Source organism: Ruminococcus sp. 1001713B170207_170306_F1 (assembly GCF_015668065.1).
In the GTDB taxonomy this organism is placed as follows: domain Bacteria; phylum Bacillota; class Clostridia; order Lachnospirales; family Lachnospiraceae; genus Blautia_A; species Blautia_A faecis.
In genome coordinates, this window is the sequence record NZ_JADPEX010000022.1 from 1 (window position 1) to 19,258 (window position 19,258).

Annotated in this window: 19 protein-coding genes and 1 pseudogene; 8 read left to right on the forward strand and 12 right to left on the reverse strand. The window is 45.2% G+C overall.

Annotated elements, in window-relative coordinates; translation table 11 throughout:
- Positions 1–238: 238 nt before the first annotated feature.
- From I4V84_RS13295 to I4V84_RS13310, 4 genes are all read right to left on the reverse strand, one after another.
- Complete coding sequence (locus I4V84_RS13295; protein ID WP_195992480.1) at positions 239–610, reverse strand: cysteine-rich VLP domain-containing protein; 372 nt, start codon at positions 608–610, stop codon at positions 239–241.
- Positions 607–1,935, reverse strand: coding sequence for a relaxase/mobilization nuclease domain-containing protein (locus tag I4V84_RS13300; RefSeq protein WP_195992482.1), 1,329 nt, complete (start codon positions 1,933–1,935; stop codon positions 607–609). The genes I4V84_RS13295 and I4V84_RS13300 overlap by 4 nt, the downstream gene beginning before the upstream one ends.
- Positions 1,896–2,225, reverse strand: a complete 330-nt coding sequence (gene mobC / locus I4V84_RS13305) for a plasmid mobilization relaxosome protein MobC (RefSeq protein ID WP_195992484.1) — start codon at positions 2,223–2,225, stop codon at positions 1,896–1,898. The genes I4V84_RS13300 and mobC overlap by 40 nt, the downstream gene beginning before the upstream one ends.
- Positions 2,226–2,481: 256 nt before the next feature.
- Positions 2,482–2,850 carry a helix-turn-helix transcriptional regulator gene (locus I4V84_RS13310; protein ID WP_195992486.1) on the reverse strand — a complete coding sequence of 123 codons (369 nt, stop codon included), beginning with the start codon at positions 2,848–2,850 and terminating at the stop codon, positions 2,482–2,484.
- 156 nt (positions 2,851–3,006) lie between these two features.
- Between I4V84_RS13310 and I4V84_RS13315 the strand changes: the two genes are divergently transcribed.
- The 6 genes from I4V84_RS13315 (at position 3,007) to I4V84_RS13340 (ending at position 6,945) form a co-directional block, all read left to right on the forward strand.
- Entirely contained in the window at positions 3,007–3,180 is a 174-nt protein-coding gene (locus tag I4V84_RS13315; protein WP_195992488.1) for a helix-turn-helix domain-containing protein, read from the forward strand.
- 53 nt (positions 3,181–3,233) lie between these two features.
- Complete coding sequence (locus I4V84_RS13320; RefSeq protein ID WP_195992490.1) at positions 3,234–3,923, forward strand: response regulator transcription factor; 690 nt, start codon at positions 3,234–3,236, stop codon at positions 3,921–3,923.
- Positions 3,901–5,019, forward strand: coding sequence for a HAMP domain-containing sensor histidine kinase (locus I4V84_RS13325; protein ID WP_195992492.1), 1,119 nt, complete (start codon positions 3,901–3,903; stop codon positions 5,017–5,019). The genes I4V84_RS13320 and I4V84_RS13325 overlap by 23 nt, the downstream gene beginning before the upstream one ends.
- A gap of 158 nt (positions 5,020–5,177) precedes the next feature.
- Positions 5,178–5,783 carry a hypothetical protein gene (locus I4V84_RS13330; RefSeq protein WP_195992494.1) on the forward strand — a complete coding sequence of 202 codons (606 nt, stop codon included), beginning with the start codon at positions 5,178–5,180 and terminating at the stop codon, positions 5,781–5,783.
- Positions 5,784–6,270: 487 nt separating this feature from the next.
- A complete protein-coding gene (locus I4V84_RS13335; protein ID WP_195992496.1) occupies positions 6,271–6,702 on the forward strand; it encodes a sigma-70 family RNA polymerase sigma factor in 432 nt (143 codons plus the stop codon).
- 6 nt (positions 6,703–6,708) lie between these two features.
- Complete coding sequence (locus I4V84_RS13340; RefSeq protein ID WP_116443990.1) at positions 6,709–6,945, forward strand: helix-turn-helix domain-containing protein; 237 nt, start codon at positions 6,709–6,711, stop codon at positions 6,943–6,945.
- A 329-nt stretch (positions 6,946–7,274) separates the two neighbouring features.
- Here the strand turns inward: I4V84_RS13340 and I4V84_RS19690 are convergent, their stop codons facing one another.
- Positions 7,275–7,556, reverse strand: a complete 282-nt coding sequence (locus tag I4V84_RS19690) for a hypothetical protein (protein ID WP_207748676.1) — start codon at positions 7,554–7,556, stop codon at positions 7,275–7,277.
- A 41-nt stretch (positions 7,557–7,597) separates the two neighbouring features.
- Here I4V84_RS19690 and I4V84_RS13345 point away from each other — a divergent pair, with 41 nt between their 5' ends.
- Together I4V84_RS13345 and I4V84_RS13350 are read left to right on the forward strand one after the other, a co-directional pair.
- Positions 7,598–9,151: a recombinase family protein gene (locus I4V84_RS13345; RefSeq protein WP_195992498.1), complete on the forward strand. Its 1,554-nt coding sequence runs from the start codon at positions 7,598–7,600 to the stop codon at positions 9,149–9,151.
- 60 nt (positions 9,152–9,211) lie between these two features.
- Positions 9,212–9,448, forward strand: a pseudogene (locus tag I4V84_RS13350) (manganese catalase family protein); the annotation flags it as partial.
- 222 nt (positions 9,449–9,670) lie between these two features.
- Here the strand turns inward: I4V84_RS13350 and I4V84_RS13355 are convergent.
- The 7 genes from I4V84_RS13355 to I4V84_RS13385 form a co-directional block, all read right to left on the reverse strand.
- Positions 9,671–10,573 (reverse strand): radical SAM protein, encoded by a 903-nt coding sequence (locus tag I4V84_RS13355; protein WP_195992500.1) that lies wholly within the window; start codon positions 10,571–10,573, stop codon positions 9,671–9,673.
- A 3-nt stretch (positions 10,574–10,576) separates the two neighbouring features.
- Complete coding sequence (locus I4V84_RS13360) at positions 10,577–12,424, reverse strand: sugar ABC transporter substrate-binding protein (protein ID WP_195992502.1); 1,848 nt, start codon at positions 12,422–12,424, stop codon at positions 10,577–10,579.
- Positions 12,408–14,273: a sensor histidine kinase gene (locus tag I4V84_RS13365; RefSeq protein WP_243284103.1), complete on the reverse strand. Its 1,866-nt coding sequence runs from the start codon at positions 14,271–14,273 to the stop codon at positions 12,408–12,410. The genes I4V84_RS13360 and I4V84_RS13365 overlap by 17 nt, the downstream gene beginning before the upstream one ends.
- On the reverse strand, positions 14,200–15,801 hold the full coding sequence (locus I4V84_RS13370) for a response regulator (protein WP_226855044.1): 1,602 nt from the start codon (positions 15,799–15,801) through the stop codon (positions 14,200–14,202). The genes I4V84_RS13365 and I4V84_RS13370 overlap by 74 nt, the downstream gene beginning before the upstream one ends.
- A 215-nt stretch (positions 15,802–16,016) precedes the next feature.
- On the reverse strand, positions 16,017–16,853 hold the full coding sequence (locus I4V84_RS13375; protein ID WP_118581591.1) for a carbohydrate ABC transporter permease: 837 nt from the start codon (positions 16,851–16,853) through the stop codon (positions 16,017–16,019).
- Positions 16,853–17,707 (reverse strand): sugar ABC transporter permease, encoded by an 855-nt coding sequence (locus I4V84_RS13380; protein ID WP_118581588.1) that lies wholly within the window; start codon positions 17,705–17,707, stop codon positions 16,853–16,855. Before I4V84_RS13380 ends, I4V84_RS13375 begins: the two co-directional genes overlap by 1 nt.
- 194 nt (positions 17,708–17,901) lie before the next feature.
- Positions 17,902–19,179 (reverse strand): ABC transporter substrate-binding protein, encoded by a 1,278-nt coding sequence (locus I4V84_RS13385; protein ID WP_118581585.1) that lies wholly within the window; start codon positions 19,177–19,179, stop codon positions 17,902–17,904.
- Positions 19,180–19,258 lie beyond the last annotated feature (79 nt).

Genomic DNA, 19,258 nt, shown 5'->3' on the forward strand with positions numbered 1-19,258 from the left:
ATCAATATAACAAGCCCCAGCAAAAAGCCGGGGCTAATACTTCAATTATTTTAGGACATTTTCAAAAACGCTTGACATTATGAAGCCACCAGACACAAATACCAAAACGTTTGTTGTGCCTGGTGGCTTTCTTTTTTACCCATTTCTACGCATTTAGAATAGCGTTTCGGCGGGGATAGGATAAATCATTCCACCACACCTGTAACCATGCCGGAAAAGCCCCGGAATACCGGGCGTTTTAAGGCCCTAAATGCGTAGATTGCCAGTACCTTTTCCGCTGTCGTTCTGCCTCTTTGCGGCGGCGAATCCGTTTGGCACAGGATGGACAGTATTTGGCCCGGTTGGACTTCGGCATAAATGCAGCTCCACACTCGGAGCAGCGTTTCACCTCTTCCCGGTCTTTGGTGATCTCGACACACAGGGCCGCATCCAGCGGGAGGACAGCAGCCCGGAACCACCGGCACAGTAGCGAATAGGAAATGCTTTGAACACAAACACATTCTTCACCATCGTCCAGCAGCAGACAGTTCCCGTCACAGTAATTGCAGCACTCCCGCACCAGCTTCCGGGCCTTGCGATATTGCGGGTAATTCATTCTCGGTAAGCTCATAGCTCTTGCGACCATTCCTTTCCCGGTGTCATCCGCAAAATGCCGTCCACATTCTGCTTGATGATACCGTATTCCTGCATCTGCTTTTTTGCTTCGCCGTACTGTTCATACAGCCGTTCTTTTTCCTCGGCCAGTCGCTTGTACTCGGCTTTCAGGGCGTACAGATCAGGGAGCTTTTTCATGCCCTGTTCCTTTAGGGCCTTTGCCGCAGCTACATACAAAATCAAGGTGCTTTCATGCTCATGTCGAAATTTAGCCTTGTCCGCTGCCTTGCGATATTCCAGCGCCACGGGCCGGAGCTGCTTGTAAGTGGTGATGTTCTTTATCAATACCGCCATATCCGCAAGCCGATGTTCCGCAGCTTTCAGGACAGCGGCGGCCTCGTCGCTGGCGGCGGTGATCTCGGCCACCTTGCGTTCCAAATCCGGGTAAGTGTCTATCCCATGTTCTGTCAGGAAGTTCAGTGTCATTGCGGCCTGCTTTAAGTTGTGGAGCTTCGCCCACTTCTCATAACCCGCCGACTGTTGGGCCTTGATGCTATTTTCCAGATCAATCCGCAGGGAAATTCCCTTGTGTTCTTTCGGTCTCCTTGTGGTGGTGCGGCCCTTGATACGCTCTTTGATTGCTTCCTCGGTGTAGGCTTCGCCCAGCGTCTTGCAGCGGGTGAAGCGTTCCTGTCCGGAGGCGCGGAACGAAATAAATTTGCCCGGTTTGATCTCATAGCCCTGCGCCTGCATGAACCGCAGAAAATCGTCAAAGTCTTTGGCCTGCGGGATGGCAGCATCAATAGCAACTTTGAGCTTTGCTTTCCAGCTTGTCCCTTTCCGCTGGGCGTCCCACTCGGCGTAGCTTTTGCCCTTACTCTGGCCGGGCTTTACAACGGACAATCCGTTTTCCTTGCACAGCCGATCACTGGTGCGCCGGATGTAGGCATAGCTCTGTTTGTTGGAAATGTACTTGCGCTGATTGACCATATCCACGGCACAAAAAATCAGATGATTGTGGACGTGACCCTTGTCAATATGGGTAGTCAGCACATAGGGATATTTCCCTTGCAGCACTTCGTCGGCAAGCTGCTTCACGATCTTGTGTGCCTGTTTCGCCGTGGCCTCGCCGGGAGCAAAGGACTGTATCAGGTGGTGGGCCAGATTGTTGCCCTTTTGGTATGCCTGTGCCAGCAGCATTTCAAATTCTATGTCTGCTGTTTCATAGGAGCAGGCAAAGGAGGACACCAGCAGTTTGTCGTCGGTCTTGTCCGGGTTCTCGATGTAGTCCAGGGCTTTTTTTAGCGTTGACTTGATAGGATGTATCTTTGTAACTGCCATATCTGCGCCAGCGCCCCCTTTATGTCCTCGATGTCCTGTGCGTACACCGGCCCCATGCTGTTCAGCCGCTTTGCAATCTGATTTACATTGACGCCAATCTTCTGTATCTCGGCGGTCTGCGCCCGGACGTCGGTAGTGTCCATATTGACGATATAGCCGTCAATGAGCATCTTCCGGGCGTAGGCTGAAAAGTTTTTCGTATGCAGCAGCGCCATTTTCTGTTCAATCGGTTTTCGTTCCTCCGGCGTCACGGGAACGCGCAGCACAATCTTTCTGGTTCTGTTTACCATGCTTCACCGTCCTTTCCATTCAAGGGGTTTGGGGACTTCCCCAACAAGCAAAACGGACGAGGCCCGGCAGGGGCGGGACGAGCCGTTTTTTCAGGAGTGTGGCTACACTCCCTATGCTTGCTACGTTACTGTTTCTCCGCTAACAAGACGTTACCAAACGCTAAAACTACCCGCAAAATAGACCTCTGGACAGAAAAAGCACAAAAAAAGAGGGCGCTTGCGCGTCCCTCCATAAAAGAGAAAACAGAGGATGTTTTTACTCACCCTCCGTTTCTTCGTTTGGCTGTTTGATTTTCAAGGCCCCGTCAATGGCACCCTCCACGATTGGTAGATACTGCTCCGGGCAAAGTCTCAGCTTGTGGCTGACACGTTTCCGATCTTCACTTTCCTCCCGCATGACTTCTGGATTAAAGTAGTGTTCCACGGGCAGACCGCAAATCTTGATAAACTGTATCACGACGGGCAGGCTGGGGATCGTCCCTTCGTTCTCGATATTAGCAAGATACCGGGATTCGATATTTACCTTTTCCGCCAAGTCTTTTCGTGTGAGATGCTTTGCTTTCCGCGCGACCTTTACGTCCGCACCGAAAGTTTCAAAACCGGGGCAATCTTCGATTTTTACCATATTGCATCACCCATTTACATTCTATATTTCATAGTCTGCTCATGGAATGTTGCTATATGCAGATAGATTAAACTTTATAATTCATATTTTCTTTCTTGCTTTCATACGGCTGACCGAATATAATATCTGGTAAAGCCTTTTCAGGAGGGAAAAACGATGCTTGAATACATTTCTGCGCCGGAAGCTGCGAAAAAGTGGGGTGTTTCCGAACGGCGGGTACAAAAGCTGTGTGAAGAAAATCGCATACCTGGCGCTTTCAAGTTCAGCCGTATGTGGCTGATACCAACGGACGCTGAAAAACCAAAAGATATGAGGATAAAAAACAGATAACTCCATACTGGTACAACATGAGTGCTTTATACTTTTTTAAGGAGGTGCTTTCTATGGCTCGGATAATGATCGTTGAAGATAACCAAGGAACAAACAAAGCTATTTGCGAATACTTGAAAACAGCGGGACATACTCTTTTTCCTGCTCTTGATGGCGAAGAGGCTCTGAATATTTTTCGTGATAACAGCATTGATTTAGCAGTGTTAGATATTATGCTACCCAAAATGTCCGGTGTAACGATTTTACATGAGATCAGAAAGATTAGCAACATCCCTGTTGTTATGCTTACGGCCGTTGACGATGAATATACACAATCCAACAGTTTTGATGAACTAGCAGATGACTACATAACTAAACCGTTTTCTATGCTGATTTTAGGAAAACGAATTACGGCCTTGCTCCGCAGGAGCGAGAATAAATCTACTGTAAGCACAATTCGGCTTGGGAATGTTACCGTAGACTTTGCGGGATATACCGCACATGATGAAAATGGGAAAATTGACATTACCCCGAAAGAACTCGAAATCCTGAAAGTCTTGATTGAAAACAAAGGCTTGGTGTTGTCCCGCAATCAAATACTGGACGATGTTTGGGGCTATGACTGTGATGTAATCGATAGGACAATAGACGCCTACATACGCAACATTCGGAAAAAACTCCGCCTTGATTGCATTACTACGGTCAAGGGCATTGGCTACAAATTCGAGATGGAGAATCACTATGAAAACAAAGCTATTTTATAAAATATTTGCATTTACATTCGGAATGATGCTTCTAATCACCGTTTTGGCTCATCTACTGATTTTTATGATTGCTCCATCAGAAAATGTCCTTATCACAAGCACAACGGTCACAAACGAAGATGTGCTTGCGTTTTCCGAAGTGGATATGCCGCAGCTCATAACGCAGACAATCCTAAAGTCATTTCCGCTGTCATTTGCCTGTTGCATGGCAATTTTGCTGGTTTTTTCGTTTTTGTTCTCCAAAGGAATAACGGGCCCGATATTGTCTATCTCAACGTCTGTCCATCAAATGTCAAAGTTGGATCGTACCGCCGAGATCACCGTGATCTCCACAGACGAAATCGGTGGATTAGCTAATGACATCAACAGCTTGTATCAATCGTTGCTTGTGACAATCCGGAATTTGGAGGAAGAAAAAGATAAAGTCCAACTTGTTGAAAAAGAAAAGATTGATTTTCTGCGTACTGCGTCCCATGAATTAAAAACACCTGTTACAGAGTTAAATGCGACATTGGAAAACATGATTCTTAAAATTGGAGAGTACAGCGATTATGAATCATATTTGCCGAGATGCAAAGAAATTACTGAGCAGCTTGCAGAAATGATAAAAGATATTCTCAATGCGTCACGGCTACAAATGCAGATGGAGGATGTTCCTGTTACAACTTTTTCATTGGCAGAATGTGTCAGCGAATTGTGTGAGCCATACCGCCTGATTGCTGAAACGAACGGGCTGCGGTTTCAGATAGAGATTATTGAAGATATATCAGTGCGTTTGCCAGAAATTCAACTAAAAAAGGCACTGTCGAATATCCTGTCAAACGCCGTGAATTATACAGAAACTGAAAGGCACATAAAAGTTAAGTTGGAAAAATCAGTTTTATCAATTCAAAACGAGTGCGTTCCGCTGTCACCGGATGAACTGCAACACATATTTGAACCGTTCTACAGGCCGAATAGAGCACGCGATCCGGCAAACAGCGGCAACGGCTTGGGGCTGTATATCGTAAAAACCATTTTAGATAAGCAGGGGCTTCAATACTGTTTCACTTCTATGAAATCAAAAACCGGCATGGAATTTGTAATCTATTTCTAAACAAGGCTCTGCCCTTTCATCGAAGGGCAGAGTTTTTTGCGTTCAACACTGGTACAACATTGCCTTTATATCCTTTCAACATCAATAAGGTATTCTACTGTACGAAAGGAGGAAAAGTGATTGATTTTTAGAAGCATAAAGTTCAAGGAGGTAATACGATGAAACTGAAAATCTTGACTGACGCGCTTGCGCTCCTGCTTACAGGAAGTGTCCTGACGGGCTTTTCTACACAAGCAGCACCATCAAAAACAGAATCCGATGACCATCAAGCACAGGAAATTTCCGAAGCTGTATTCCGAATGGATGGTGCTGCCGCTCAGGTGAGCTATGATGGCGGAAGTACATGGGATGCATCTCCCACCGTAGAACTTCCGGATTTCTACAGCTATGAAGAATTTGCTGGATGGATTGAAACTGAAAGCGACAACCTACAGGCGCTTGTAGCCGCAGGGGAACTTACTCAGGAGGAAGCTGCCGCTGCTATTGCACAGTATCAATCCGCATTGTCTGGGATCGAGGACGGAGTACAGGTTGGCAAGCGAAGTTCTTACGAAGAGGATCAAGTTTTCTTTAGTATGCCTAATAATCCGCAGTCCGAGGTTTTTCAGACAGTCTTGTATGACGGTAACAGTTATCGGAACTTTGGCCCGTATAATACAAAAGCTGAACTGTATGCGGCCTTGGAGCAATACACAAACGATCAGACTAAATCTGGAAATATGACAGAAGTAGAGGCAAATTCGATACTAGACAAGTACAGATAAGAACAACTACCGGACGACGGCAAAAGAAAAAAAGCCGTCGTAGAGCAGACAATTTGACACGCCCATTTGAAACGGCGGCTTTGATTTTCAGAGCCGCCGTTTCTTTGCGTTTGCACAAACCAATGACGACTTGCAGGGACGCGGTAGCCGATTGGAGGTTATTTTGCCGTGTCCTTCTTTTTATTTCGCAGTATCCATGATCTGCACCAGCTAAAAAAAGCGTAGCCCCTCCGTCGGAGTCATCCGGCTTTGGATATGAACTATACAGTGTAAGCAATCATCTTTATAAAACATTTCTGCGCCCAGCAGGTCCGTTGCGACTTGCTGGGCGCTTTTTGCTGTTTTCTGAGGACAAACCCGCCTCGAAAAAATATTTTGAGATTTTTTCAAAAAAGAGGCGTTTAGCGGGCAGCGCACGGCGTTGCCGGTGTCATGTTGGCGGAAAGGGACAGAACCACCACATCCCCCAAGGAAAGGGGGTGAGAAGATGGAAGCTATCCCCCGCGATTATGGCGAACAGTGCCGGTTTGATGCTTTTTGCAAAACCGTACTGCGAAATGAGGCCCGAAACTACCACCGGGATATGAAACGCCAGCGCGACCGTGAAATGTCGTTCAGCGTTCTCCCGCAGGCAGAATTGGACAAGCTCTGCACCGTAGATCATTACCCCAGCGATGACTTTGTGTTTTCGTCACATGGCTATGATTTACATATCGACAATGAGCTTGTGGCCGTTGCATTTGCCGAACTGCCCCAGCAGGCGCAGAGCATTTTGATTTTGCACTGTGTTTTGGAACTGGCAGACGGCGAGATCGGCGCACTCATGGGAATGTCCAGAAGTGCCGTCCAGCGGCACAGGACTAAAACGCTGAAAGAGCTGCGAACAAAATTGATGGCGTTGATGCCGGAGGGAGGTTAGACGCGGATGAAAAATCCCAACTACAAAGGCATTGAGCTTTTGCCCCTTTCGGTGATCGAGGCCGCCCGCGCCGGTGATGCCGAGGCCGTGGAACGAGTATTGCGGTACTACGAGGGTTACATCAACAAGTTATGTACCCGGACGCTTTACGACGAATACGGCCAGCCTCATGTGTGCGTAGACGAGTACATGAAGCGCCGTCTGGAAATCAAGCTCATTTCTTCCATCGTCACAATACCGTGACGAACCGGCCCCCGGAGGCTGAAACAGCTTAACCCTTTCCCTGTTTCTTCCCTCTGCCACGGGCCGCTGGCAGCACCTTGAAAAAGAAAGCCCGATGGGAGGCCACCGGTGCAGTATAGGGCAACGGACACATTCTGTATGTACCGCGTCGGTGGATGCGCCATGATCTCATATCCTTTGAGTGAGCGAGAACCATCTACACCGAGAGTTGGCAGCTCGTAAGCAGCGGCACATACGCTAACGATACTCCCGCGTTGAACGCCCACACAGCATTGCGCGGCGCACCCACAAGCATGGGCCGAGGTGAAATTCCTGTGGAGCTGATGCCATCAGCCGTCCGTTTTATGCCCATCTCCCTTATTCTGTAATAATATTGAACAAGCAGTATCGCATACGCTGTTTTGAAAGGGGCGATGTCGATGCAAGAACAAAATTCTACACAGCCGGTTCAGCAGACGTGTCAAAGTGTTTTCAAAAGCGGCGAAAGCACAACGACCAAAAATCAATTCACGCGCAAGTGGATTGAACTGATTAACCAGCTTGAAAAAAATAAAAGGATAGCCGCCGAAAATCGGTAATGACAAGCTATTGACTTGCATGGTATAATTCATGTATGTGAATAGCTTGTTTCTATCTCTACGGAGATGTGAATATGAAAGTAGCTATTTATTGCCGCTTATCCGAAGAAGATCGGAACAAGCAATTTGAAACCGACGACAGCAACAGCATCCAGAACCAGAAAGCCATGCTGCTGCAATATGCTATGGAACAGGGATGGGAAGTATATAACATTTACAGTGACGATGATTACACAGGTTCCGACCGCAGACGCCCGGAATTTAACCGTCTGTTAGCAGATGCGGAGGCCCGCCGATTTAACATTGTCCTCTGCAAAACGCAATCCCGTTTTACCCGTGAATTGGAATTGGTTGAAAAATACATACACGGCCTTTTTCCGATTTGGGGCATCCGATTTGTCAGCATCGTAGACAATGCCGATACTGCCAATAAGGGAAACAAAAAGTCCCGCCAGATCAACGGCCTTGTGAACGAGTGGTACTTGGAGGATATGTCTGATAATATCCGAAGCGTTCTCACCAACCGCCGACAAAACGGTTTTCACATCGGTGCTTTTGCTCTTTATGGGTACAAGAAAGACCCGGAACAAAAAGGGCATCTTATCATTGATGAAGAAGCCGCCGCAATCGTCCGGGAAGTGTTCATCCTCTTTTCACAGGGCAATGGCAAAACCGCCATTGCGCGGATGCTGAACGACAGAGGCATCCCAAATCCCACGGAGTACAAAAGGCTTCACGGCCTGCGTTACCAGCAGCCAAAGAGGAAGAACAGCACGCTCTGGAAATACTTTGCTATCTCCGATATGCTGATAAATGAAATCTATATCGGAAACATGGTGCAAGGCAAATACGGCAGTGTTTCCTATAAGACAAAACAGAACAAACCGCGCCCGAAAAGCGAATGGTATGTCGTCGAGGGAACCCATGAGCCGATTATTGATCGGGAACTTTGGGATAAGGTGCAGGCCATGATTGCAGAACGTGCGAAACCCTTTGATACCGGCACCATCGGCCTATTTGCCAGAAAAGCCCATTGCGCCAACTGCGGCTATACAATGCGTTCTTCCAAAAACCGAGGCAAACATTATCTTCAATGCTCCAACCGCCATGTTGCCAAGGAAGCCTGTATTGGCTCCTTTATCTCCGTGGATAAGCTGGAACAGATGGTGATTGCCGAACTGAACCGGCTGGCTGCGGAGTATCTGGACAAAGACGAGCTGGAACAGAACATTGAGTTTTGCGACAACTTACAGGGACAAAAAAAGCGGCTGCTTGCCGATATGTCGGCCTATGAAAAGAAGATTGCCGAGTACAGTAAAGGCATCCGGGAGCTGTATATGGATAAAGTCAAGGGCCTCATATCCGAGAGCGATTTTGTGGAATTGTCAAAGGACTTTACCACGGAAAAAGAACGCTTAGAGCGTGTGATGATCGACGACCAGAAGCAGCTTGCAGAAATCGAAGAACGGATTGCTGTTGGTGATAATCGTCGTGAACTGATCGAACAGTACACCAATCTGGAACACCTGACACGGGAGATCGTTGAAATTCTGGTTGACTATATCGTGATAGGCAAGCGGATTCCCGGAGCAAAGGATGTTCCCATCGAAATTCACTGGAATTTCTGATATCTGTCCTAAAAATGGGACTAAAACGAACCAATCAACTTAAAATGTTGTTCTTATATGATTGCAGCAGAACAGAAAGCACGCTCCACTTATGACAATATTCTCCGTGTAGTACGAAATATCCCGGAAGTTGCTGATCCTATCCGTTTCCTGCGTGCAAGGGAAGTGGTACATTTCCAGCGATTTGGTGAAGCACTTCGCTCCATCCAGGAACAGTTGGATGCTAAAAACTTCTACGCTTTCAATCCAGGCTTTGACAATCCCTGCTCTGCAAGCTGTGCACCTGAAGCAAAATAGCATATGCTGCTGGTCATAAAGATAACCGTAACAGCAATACACATCTCACAGAAAACCTTTTTTAAACACGCTCTAATACTGCCCGGCAATTGCTGGGCAGCTTCAAAACAGTAGTCAGCAGGCTTTTTCTCCCCATACCAATTGTTCGTTTACTCAACTTCAAAGTCACCACAAATATCCTCTGGAACTATATCATCGGATTCGTGCATAATACTTTTTCTTTCATACCCCTTCATAATCAAACGCCGGTATAAAACTTTCCTCCGCGGTCTCCCCTTCCTGAAAATAGCCATTTTCGATTCCAAGCTCAATGGCAGCGTCCAACACCTTTTCATACTCTCGTCTGGTCACTTTCCGATTCAGTTCCGGAAATTTCTCATTCTTCCAGACAGGCGTATATTGGTTCATTACGCTGATAAAAATATCCTCCCCATAAGTCCGGTACAGATATTTCAATACTGCAATAGAATTTTTGGTATGCCCTGGCAAAATCAGATGACGAACAATTGTCCCGCGTTTTATATATCCATCCTCCACAAACTGACAGGGACCGGTCTGACGCATCATTTCGGCAATTGCACTCTGCGCCGCCTGCGGATAATCCCTTGCGTTGGAAAAAGCAGCAGCCAATTCAGGCTCCATATATTTCATATCTGGCAGATATACATCCACATAACCATCCAGTCTCCGGATAGTTTCCACGCTCTCATACCCACTGGAATTGTACACGACTGGAAGATTCATTCCCTTTCCTCTGGCCAGCTCCAACGCCGAAATAATATGCGGCACATAATGCGCCCCAGTGACCAGATTCAGATTTGCCGCCCCTTTTTCCTGCAATTCCAGAAAAATTTCAGCAAGCCGCTCCACTGAAATTTCTTTTCCAGAATCCCCAATGGCAATATCCCGGTTCTGGCAGAAACAGCACCGCAAGCCGCAGCCAGAGAAAAAAACAGCCCCTGATCCTTTTTTTCCTGAAATACAAGGTTCCTCCCACATATGAAGAGCGGCACGGGCAGCCCTTATAGTACTGTCCATGCCACAATATCCTCTTTTGCCCTCCAGACGATTCACATTACACTTCCGGGGGCATAAGGTACAATTCTTAAATAATTCTTCTCGCATAAATTACGAATTCTCCTCTCTGATCTTCTCGGTCAGTTCCCTTCCCCCCTGGTCATACCACTCTTCCACAAAGGTATCAAAGTAATCCATGGGCTGCTCTCCCATGATCATCTGAATAAAGGCATTTTTCTCCAGGGAAGCAAGCATGTTGGGAATCTCTCCATCCGAATCAACCAGATATGTTCTGCGCACCGAACTATAATGGCCGTCAACCAGCACGCCCACTGCTGAAATTCTGGACTTGTACGCAGCCCAGTCCTCTACAGTTACATTTTTCCCGCTCAAATACTTCATACAGGCATCATAGTAAGACTTCTCCAGTGCGCTTAAATTACTTGCCTTCTGCTTGCCGGACATTACTCTCCTGATATCCTTCGTAACATTATAAATTGCCTCATTATAATCCACATTAATAACCAGCGGTCTGGCTGTAGGGTCCACATTCAAAGCAAAATAGCTGTTGATCTCATCCGCATTTTCCTCATCTTCGAACCGGCTGTAATCAAACAGAACACTGATAATTTTCATTACAATTTCCGGATGTTCGTAGCCCTTTCTCACAACCACATATTTGTTGTCCCGAAAAGAAGCATAAACGTTGTCTTTTTCCTGATATTCAGCAGTAAGGTAATAAGGCTCCCAGTCTGCTTCCGGATCATTCTCAGCCACATCCATAAGCGGATTATTCGGTGCCCACCAAAGTCCAAAAAACGCACCGCATTTACCTTCCACTACCAGATCACGGAGATTATTCTGAGCACGCAGGGCAAAGTTCTGATCCAGTATTCCTCTCTCATATAGCTCGTGCAAATAAGCAACGGCAGATCTGGTCTCCTCTGTCAAAGAACCATAGACAATTTCCCCGTCTTTGTCCTTGATCCATCTTCTTGGATAAGAATAAAATTTCTCAAAAACAGGTTCCACCGAATAATTCTGACTGGTAGTAGACACAAAATTGGTATCACACACAAGTCCCACAGGATCTTCCCCTTCCTCTGCTCCCATCCTGTTTTCCTGAAAAACCTGGATAATATCCATAGCCTCTTCCAGAGTCTTTGGCTCTGCAAGGCCTAGCTGGTCCATCCAGTCCTTTCTCATCCACAAAAGACAGGGACCGTGGTCGATCACCGCTTCCGGCAGCGCCATCAGCCTGCCATCAAAGGTTCCTGCACCGAGAAGCTGGGGACCATAGCTGTTATACATGGCCTTGATTCTCGGGGAGGTACAGTTTGCATAAACCTCAGTCAGATCCTCCACCATGTCATTTTCCACAAGAACATTTAAAGTCTCCCTGTCTGAAACCACCAGTACATCCGGCAAAGTGTGATCATTTACCAGCACATTCACATACTCGTCGTAGCGATCCTCCCGCTCCATATAGGCATTTTCATTCTGCACGTTCAGAATCTCTTTCAGATATCTGGTATAAGCGCTGTCTTCGTAGGTATTTCCTGCTGGAAGATTGGAATTATTGGCACCGCTCATCTGTCCTAAAGTATAAGTCACAAGCTCCGGGTACTTTCCATACGGAGTTGTGGAAGCTTTTTTCCACAATCCGCTATCTGTAAAATTATCTGTCTGGGATTCTTCTGTTTCTGTACTTTTCTCTGCATCCGTTCTGTTTTCTGCTGTCTTTTCCGTCTCGTTGTCTACAGTGCCTGGGTCAGCTGCATCAATTCCGGAATCACTGCATGATTCCTCAGAAAGCTCATAATCTGCTTCTTCGTATTCCACACCCGTTGTCTCTTTTCCCATATTTCCAGCTGCGCTATCACAGCCTGTCAATGAACCAGACGAAATCAACATGGAAAAAGTCAGTCCCAATACCAGAATTCTATTTTTTTTCTTCACTTTTTCCACCTTTCTTTCCTGTTGTGTCCTCTGTGTCTTCTTCCGGTTCCTGCAAAAACTTTTTCGTAGAAAACTCTCCGGCTGCCACAGCCTCCTCATCCGCTTTTTCTCTTGGAATTCTCATTTCTACCCTGGTGCCTTGATCAATCTTGCTAAACACCTTGATTCCGTACTCCATCCCATAAAGAAGCTGCATTCTGTCATTGACATTTTTAAGACCATATCCGGAAGCCTTGTAAGTTACCAGCTTATCTGCCTCTTCCTGTTCCATTCCTGGTCCATTATCCTCCACAGCAAGAAGCACATCCTCACCGTCCTTTACAAAAAACAGTTTCAGAATCTTCTCTCCTTCTTCTTTCATGTCCAGCCCATGCTCCAATGCATTCTCCACAACAGGCTGCAGCAGCAATTTAGGCACAATATCTCCTTTCACCTCCGGGTCAATGTCCCAGATCACCTGAAAATCATTGTCATGCATCACCAGCTGGATATCCAGATACGCCTTAATATTCTGAATACAGTTATCCACAGTTACCATATCCTGCCCCTTACTCAAAGCAGTCCGGTAGAACATAGATAAGGACAAAGTAACCTTACTGATTTCCCTCTGATTGCTTCGAATAGCCATCCAGTTGATAACAGACAGGGAGTTATACAAAAAATGAGGGTTGATCTGGGCAGTCAGTGCCTTCAGTTCAAACTCTTTCAACGCAATCTTATTCTCATAAACCTCATGGATCAGACGATTGATCTCGTCCATCATGCTTCGGAAGCTGCGCACCAAAAGGCCAATTTCATCTCCAGCATTGCTGTCCACCGTAACCTCACGGCTCCCCTGGTTTACCCGGTTCATGTTATCGGTAAGCTCCTCGATCTTTCTGGTAAAAAGTCTGGAAAAAGAAAGTCCCAACACCAGAATTATGGCTACACAGGCCGCAATCAGGGGAATCTCGCTGACCAAGATTCCTGACACAGAGCTGTCCACTGCTGATTGCAGCTTATACAGATAAAAAATCCATCCGCAAGCCGCGTTCTTCCGGTTTACAAAAGCATAATCTCCCTGCCCGGACTCCAGAAACTCCCTGGAGACAGCCTCTCCCGAATCCTTTTCTTCCTTTTCACCCAGCATTTCCTTCTGAAACAGAACATTTCCCCCTTTATCCAGGATCATGCCCCCGGATTCTGCAGAAATAATCTTTTCAAAGGGCTGAAAAATCTTATTATAATCCAGTGTAACGCAAAGAACTGCTGTCTGCTCTCTGCCAGTATAAATCCGCCTTACAGCTGCAATCTCCGGTATCTGGCTGTCCACCACCCACTGCACAGACACATCCTCTTCCAGTTTGTCATACCACCACTCCTTATCCACCTCTGACAAAGGCACAAGTGTATACTCATGGCGCACTTTAATGCTTTCTGCAAACAACTGGATCTGTATAATGGCATCATGATAAGACTTTGGTACAGACAAAAGAGGATCTGCTACTTCTGTATATTTTATATACGCTTGATAATTATCCATATTTTTCTCAGTGATCAGATCCTCAATATCCGGGGAATAAGTGAGATAATTCAGAAGACTGGAAAAAACTTCTATCTGGCTGTCGATTCCCTCTCCGGTCTGTTCCAGAATGGAAGACATATCCTCCATTTCTTTTTCCCGGAGCAGACTGCTCATGCGGTCATGACTATACAATACAAGCAGGATCATGGGAACCAGGCTGGCTGTCACAAGAAGAATAGTCAGCTTATGACGATATTTCATATTCTCAAATTTATTCTTTATGACTGCCGGTATTTTCATCCTCTTCACCGGTTCCTTTCCGATAGGACTCCGGGCTGCTTCCATAATATTCCCTGAAACTTCTGCAGAAATAAGAAACATTGGGGATTCCTACCTGTTCACTGACCTGTGCCACCTTCATATTAGAATTACACAAAAGCTCCTTCGCCTTTTCCATCCGAACCACACGTATAAAGCGGTTCAGGTTCATACCAGTCTCTTTTTTAAAAATAAAGCTGAGATAGCCAGAAGACAAATACACCTTCTCCGCCAATGTCTCAAGACTTAAATCCTCCGCATAGTGCTGGTAAATATAATTCTTCACAGAAGCAACTTCATCTCTGGAATCACTCATGGAACGCTCCAGAAACTCCTCGTACTCCTTAATATTCTCCTGGGTGATTGCAAGGATCTGCTTCAGATTGGTACAACTGTACAGCCGCTCTACCTCATGATCCAGCTTCCGCTCCTCAGAGAATTGATTTTCCTGAAAAAGCTCCTGGATCACATTGGAAAAAACAAATTTCACATACATGGCAGAGAAACGGGTATCATTCTCATATTTCTTCACCAGACACTCAAAATGCTTCTTCAGCTGTTCCACATCTTTGCGGGAAATGTCTTCGGAAATCTTCTCCATCAGACGGGAATCCTGTGTCTCCGCATTCACCGGCTGGCTGTCAGAGGCCTCATTATTAAACACATGCACATCTGGATGATAAAATTTCTCCTCCATGGTCTGCTCCAGCTGGGACATAATTTCAGGCAGCGCCTCATGCCCTTCAAACCGGCTGCTCACTGCAAGGTGAAAACTTGCAGAGTAATTCTGCTTCAAAATGTCATATAAATGCTTGGCAACCAGCTGATAATCGCAGTACACATCAGAAAAAAACAGCACAGACTGTCTGGTATTCAGATTCAGGTAAAAGAAATTCCGGTGCAATCCCTGCATCAGTTCCTCATCAATATTATCTGGAACATTATCAAAAAATGCCTTATCTGATTCGATAAGAATCGCACAGTGCCACTGCTCCCAGTTAGATTCATCTAAAATCTCCCCAGCTTTTTTCAACACTTCTTCATTTCCGGAATACAGGTAAGTCTGAAGAAAATACTGAAGAAGAAAATTCTTCCCTTTCTCTTCCTTCTGCTTCTTGGACCGGATACTTTGAAGCTCTGCTTTTACTTTCCCGATAGTTGTATGAAAGGTATCCGGATCAACCGGCTTCAGCACGTAATCCTTCACTCCGTAACGCATAGCTTCCTGGGCAAAAGCGAAATCACTGTATCCACTAAAAATTACAATTGGAAGATTGGGATACTCTTCTCTGACCTTGCTAGCCAGCTCCAGACCGTCCATATGAGGCATTTTTATGTCTGTTAAAAGAAAATCAATCTCTTCACTTCGCAATACATTCAGTGCCTGCCTGCCATTGGCAGCCTCATGGATCTCGTATTCTCCCTCTTCCTGTGCCAGAAGGAATTTAATTCCCTCCCGCTCAATTTTCTCATCGTCTGTTATCAAAACTCTGTACATATTGGTACTCCGATCTTTTATTATATTTAACACCGGGACAACTCTTCCAACTGTCATTTATGTCCGCCTGTCAGAAAAGCCAGAAATTTCATATCGCCTGTTGCTTCTGCCTCTTTTTTTCTGTCTGGCGCACATGAAATCTTATATAAAGATAAAGATAGCCCCTCGCATCTCTGCAAAGAACTATCTTTATTTTAACATTCTGGTATCATATTGAAAAGGGAATAATCTCCAAATTTCTCAGGTAAAAACCGTTCTTTTACCCAAAGAAATCAACCCTTAACTGCACCTGCAACAACTCCCTCGATAATATATTTCTGGCAAACCAGATATACAACAATAATCGGGATAATGTCGATCATAATACTTGCCATCATCGGTCCCATCTGCACATGACCATAGCTTCCACGGAAATACTGGATTGCCATTGGAATTGTTTTATACTTCTTAATATCCAGAACCAGTGTTGGAAGAAGGTAATCGTTCCATACCCACATCAGCTCCAGAATTGCAGTAGAGATAATGGTTGGTTTCAAAATCGGAATCAAGATCTTAAAGAAAACCTGCAGAGGACTGCATCCATCAATCATGGCAGCTTCCTCAATTTCCAGCGGGCTTCCTTTTACAAAACCGGTAAACATAAATACTGCAAGTCCGGCACCAAATCCAAGGTAAACAATGCAAATGGTGTATGGATTATTCAGTTTCAAAGTATCTGCTGTTTTTGCCAGGGTAAACATAACCATCTGGAAAGGAACAACCATACTGAATACGCAAAGGTAATACAGAACCTTGGAAAGCAAGCCGTTTACACGTACAATGTACCATGCGCACATAGAGCAACAAAGCAGAATCAAAACAACAGACATAACTGAGATCACAAGGCTGTACCAGAAGGATTTCAGGAAATCCATCTGTGTGACGCTGGCTATAAAGTTCTGGATTCCGTTCCAGGTCTCAGATGTAGGAAACTGGAAAACACCAGATGTAGTAATTGCGGACTCCACTTTTAAGGAGTTAAACAGGATCATAACAATCGGGTAGATCCAGATAATTGAAATTATAGAAAGAATTATAGTTGGGATAATACTTTTTTTCTTATCTGCCATTATGCCTGCACCTCCTTAGATGATGTTGCACGAAGCTGGATCAATGCGATCGCAACAACCAGTACAAAGAATACAACTGCTTTTGCCTGACCGATCCCCTTCCATGCAGGACCACTTCGTCCGTAGAATGTATCGTAAATGTTCAGTGCCAGTAACTGTGACTGTTTTCCAGGATCTCCGCCTGTAAGGGAAAGGTTCTGGTCGAACATCTTGAATCCGTTTGTAAGAGTAAGGAATGTACAAATTGTAACAGATGGCATGATCATCGGAATCTTGATTTTAAACAGGATCTGTGTTGCGGTTGCGCCATCAATCTGTGCGGCCTCAATCAGATCCGGAGATACGTTATTAAGACCAGCCACATAAATGATCATCATATATCCAATCTGCTGCCATAACAACAGAATGATCATTCCAATAAAACCATTTGTTGCAGACAACTTCAGAAGAGGCTGTCCCCACATGGAAAGCAGACCGTTTAACAGTGTCTGCCAGATATAACCAAGTACAATACCACCGATCAGGTTCGGCATGAAGAATACAGTACGGAACACGTTTGTTCCTTTGAATCCTTTTGTCAAAGCCAGTGCAATGGAAAATGCCAGCACATTGATCAGAATACTGGAAACAAATGCGAATACAACGGTCAGCCAGAATGCATGACTGAAGTCACCGCCGATAAAAATTTTCTGGTAGTTGGAAAGTCCAACCCAGACTACATCTTTTACAGTTGAAAATTTACAAAATGAAAGATAAATACCCCAGATAAACGGCCATAAGAAACCGATAATAAATGCAGCCAATGTTGGCAGAACAAATACCGGCCACCATTTTTTCAGAGATTTTCCTACCATTTTTCACTCCTCCTTTTCCTGTTATGACACCTTTGCGGAAGGTTATCCGCCACCCCAAAACATTACATCATTTTCCCATTAAAATGGGGAGGCTGTATTTCGCCTCCCCACCCTGTTCACCATTCTATATTATGTCCTGAATTTCTTCCGGACATATTATATGCTGTTGGAAAGAAATTTATTACCTGTTACGATTATTCGGAAAGAGCTTTCTCAGTTGCCCAATTGTCAACGAATGCGGAAACTACATCATCCCAGGAACCGCTTCCTGCTGCATATAATGTAAGTGCTGTACCAAGACCGTTCTTCCACTCTTCAGATGGCATTGTTGTGAAGTTCCATGATACAGGTGTAAGACCAGCTGCTGTATACTCTGCATCCTGTTTTACAAATACGTTTGTGGATTCCTGTGCTGTTTTGAAAGGAATTGTGAAGCCCATATCTTCTGACATAGCCTTTGTTCCATCCTCAGAAGTTACACACCAGTTCATGAAATCAAGTGTTGCCTGGATATCTTCCTCGGAAGCTTCTTTGTTTACACACCAGAAGTTCTCTGTACCGGTTGCAAGGCCTTCATTCTCATCATCAACACCGAAGTAAATCGGGATCATAGCCAACTCGTCATCACTGTATGTCTTGGACAGTTCGCCATATTCCCAGGAACCATTCTGATAGAATACTGCATCTCCGTTGATGAACTCGTTACGAGAGTCATCTGCTGTCTTAGCAGAAAGCTCTGCTCCATCGCAAGTAGAATCTGTAATATAAAGATCAAATACGTTCTTATAGTTATCAAGGTATGTTCCCTTGATTGCATCTGTATCATCGATGCCATCTGCCTGATACTCATAGTAGATTGGAAGGTTTGCAAGGTGTGTTTTGAATCTCCAGTCAGAGGATCCGTCCATACCAGCGCTTGTGAAAGCACCTTTCACTCCAAGCTCATCTTTTCTTGCCTGGATGTCATCAGCAACCTTCTTCAGATCATCAAAACTCTTGATGTCATCTACTGTGTAGCCTGCTTTTTCCAGTAAGGTTTTGTTTACGATCAGTCCATAGGACTCGATTACGTATGCAATACCATCAACTGCATCACCGTCTTTTACAGTGTAAGCATCAGATGTAAGCTGTGAGTAGATATCAGATCCGGACAGATCATAGCAATAATCCTTCCAGTTCTTAAGTCCTACTGGTCCATTTACCTGGAAAAGTGTAGGAGCATCGCTCTTAGCCATCTCAGACTGAAGTGTGGTCTCATACTGTCCGGAAGCTGCTGTAACAACTGTTACCGGAACGCCTGTCTCTTCTGTATATTTTGCTGCCAGGTTCTGCCATGCTTCATCCTGCTCTGGTTTGAAGTTTAAGTAGTAAACCTTTCCAGCTGCATCATCAGCCATAACCGGTAATGCCGGTACCATAGAAGCTGCCATAACTGCGCTAAGTCCCATTGCTGCGATTTTTCTCATCTTCATAATTTTACTCTCCTTTTCTTTGAAAACCGTTTCTTAAGATGTTTATATAATACTGATTTTTCTGTTAAAAAACCATGAT

Coding starts and splice junctions, on each gene's coding strand:
- I4V84_RS13295 (WP_195992480.1), bottom strand. CDS start 610: ATGAGCTTACCGAGAATGAATTACCCGCAATATCGCAAGGCCCGGAAG.
- I4V84_RS13335 (WP_195992496.1), top strand. CDS start 6,271: ATGGAAGCTATCCCCCGCGATTATGGCGAACAGTGCCGGTTTGATGCT.
- I4V84_RS13325 (WP_195992492.1), top strand. CDS start 3,901: ATGAAAACAAAGCTATTTTATAAAATATTTGCATTTACATTCGGAATG.
- I4V84_RS13300 (WP_195992482.1), bottom strand. CDS start 1,935: ATGGCAGTTACAAAGATACATCCTATCAAGTCAACGCTAAAAAAAGCC.
- I4V84_RS19690 (WP_207748676.1), bottom strand. CDS start 7,556: ATGAATTATACCATGCAAGTCAATAGCTTGTCATTACCGATTTTCGGC.
- mobC (WP_195992484.1), bottom strand. CDS start 2,225: ATGGTAAACAGAACCAGAAAGATTGTGCTGCGCGTTCCCGTGACGCCG.
- I4V84_RS13330 (WP_195992494.1), top strand. CDS start 5,178: ATGAAACTGAAAATCTTGACTGACGCGCTTGCGCTCCTGCTTACAGGA.
- I4V84_RS13365 (WP_243284103.1), bottom strand. CDS start 14,273: ATGGAAGCAGCCCGGAGTCCTATCGGAAAGGAACCGGTGAAGAGGATG.
- I4V84_RS13370 (WP_226855044.1), bottom strand. CDS start 15,801: ATGACAGTTGGAAGAGTTGTCCCGGTGTTAAATATAATAAAAGATCGG.
- I4V84_RS13355 (WP_195992500.1), bottom strand. CDS start 10,573: ATGCGAGAAGAATTATTTAAGAATTGTACCTTATGCCCCCGGAAGTGT.
- I4V84_RS13385 (WP_118581585.1), bottom strand. CDS start 19,179: ATGAAGATGAGAAAAATCGCAGCAATGGGACTTAGCGCAGTTATGGCA.
- I4V84_RS13320 (WP_195992490.1), top strand. CDS start 3,234: ATGGCTCGGATAATGATCGTTGAAGATAACCAAGGAACAAACAAAGCT.
- I4V84_RS13345 (WP_195992498.1), top strand. CDS start 7,598: ATGAAAGTAGCTATTTATTGCCGCTTATCCGAAGAAGATCGGAACAAG.
- I4V84_RS13380 (WP_118581588.1), bottom strand. CDS start 17,707: ATGGTAGGAAAATCTCTGAAAAAATGGTGGCCGGTATTTGTTCTGCCA.
- I4V84_RS13310 (WP_195992486.1), bottom strand. CDS start 2,850: ATGGTAAAAATCGAAGATTGCCCCGGTTTTGAAACTTTCGGTGCGGAC.
- I4V84_RS13315 (WP_195992488.1), top strand. CDS start 3,007: ATGCTTGAATACATTTCTGCGCCGGAAGCTGCGAAAAAGTGGGGTGTT.
- I4V84_RS13340 (WP_116443990.1), top strand. CDS start 6,709: ATGAAAAATCCCAACTACAAAGGCATTGAGCTTTTGCCCCTTTCGGTG.
- I4V84_RS13375 (WP_118581591.1), bottom strand. CDS start 16,853: ATGGCAGATAAGAAAAAAAGTATTATCCCAACTATAATTCTTTCTATA.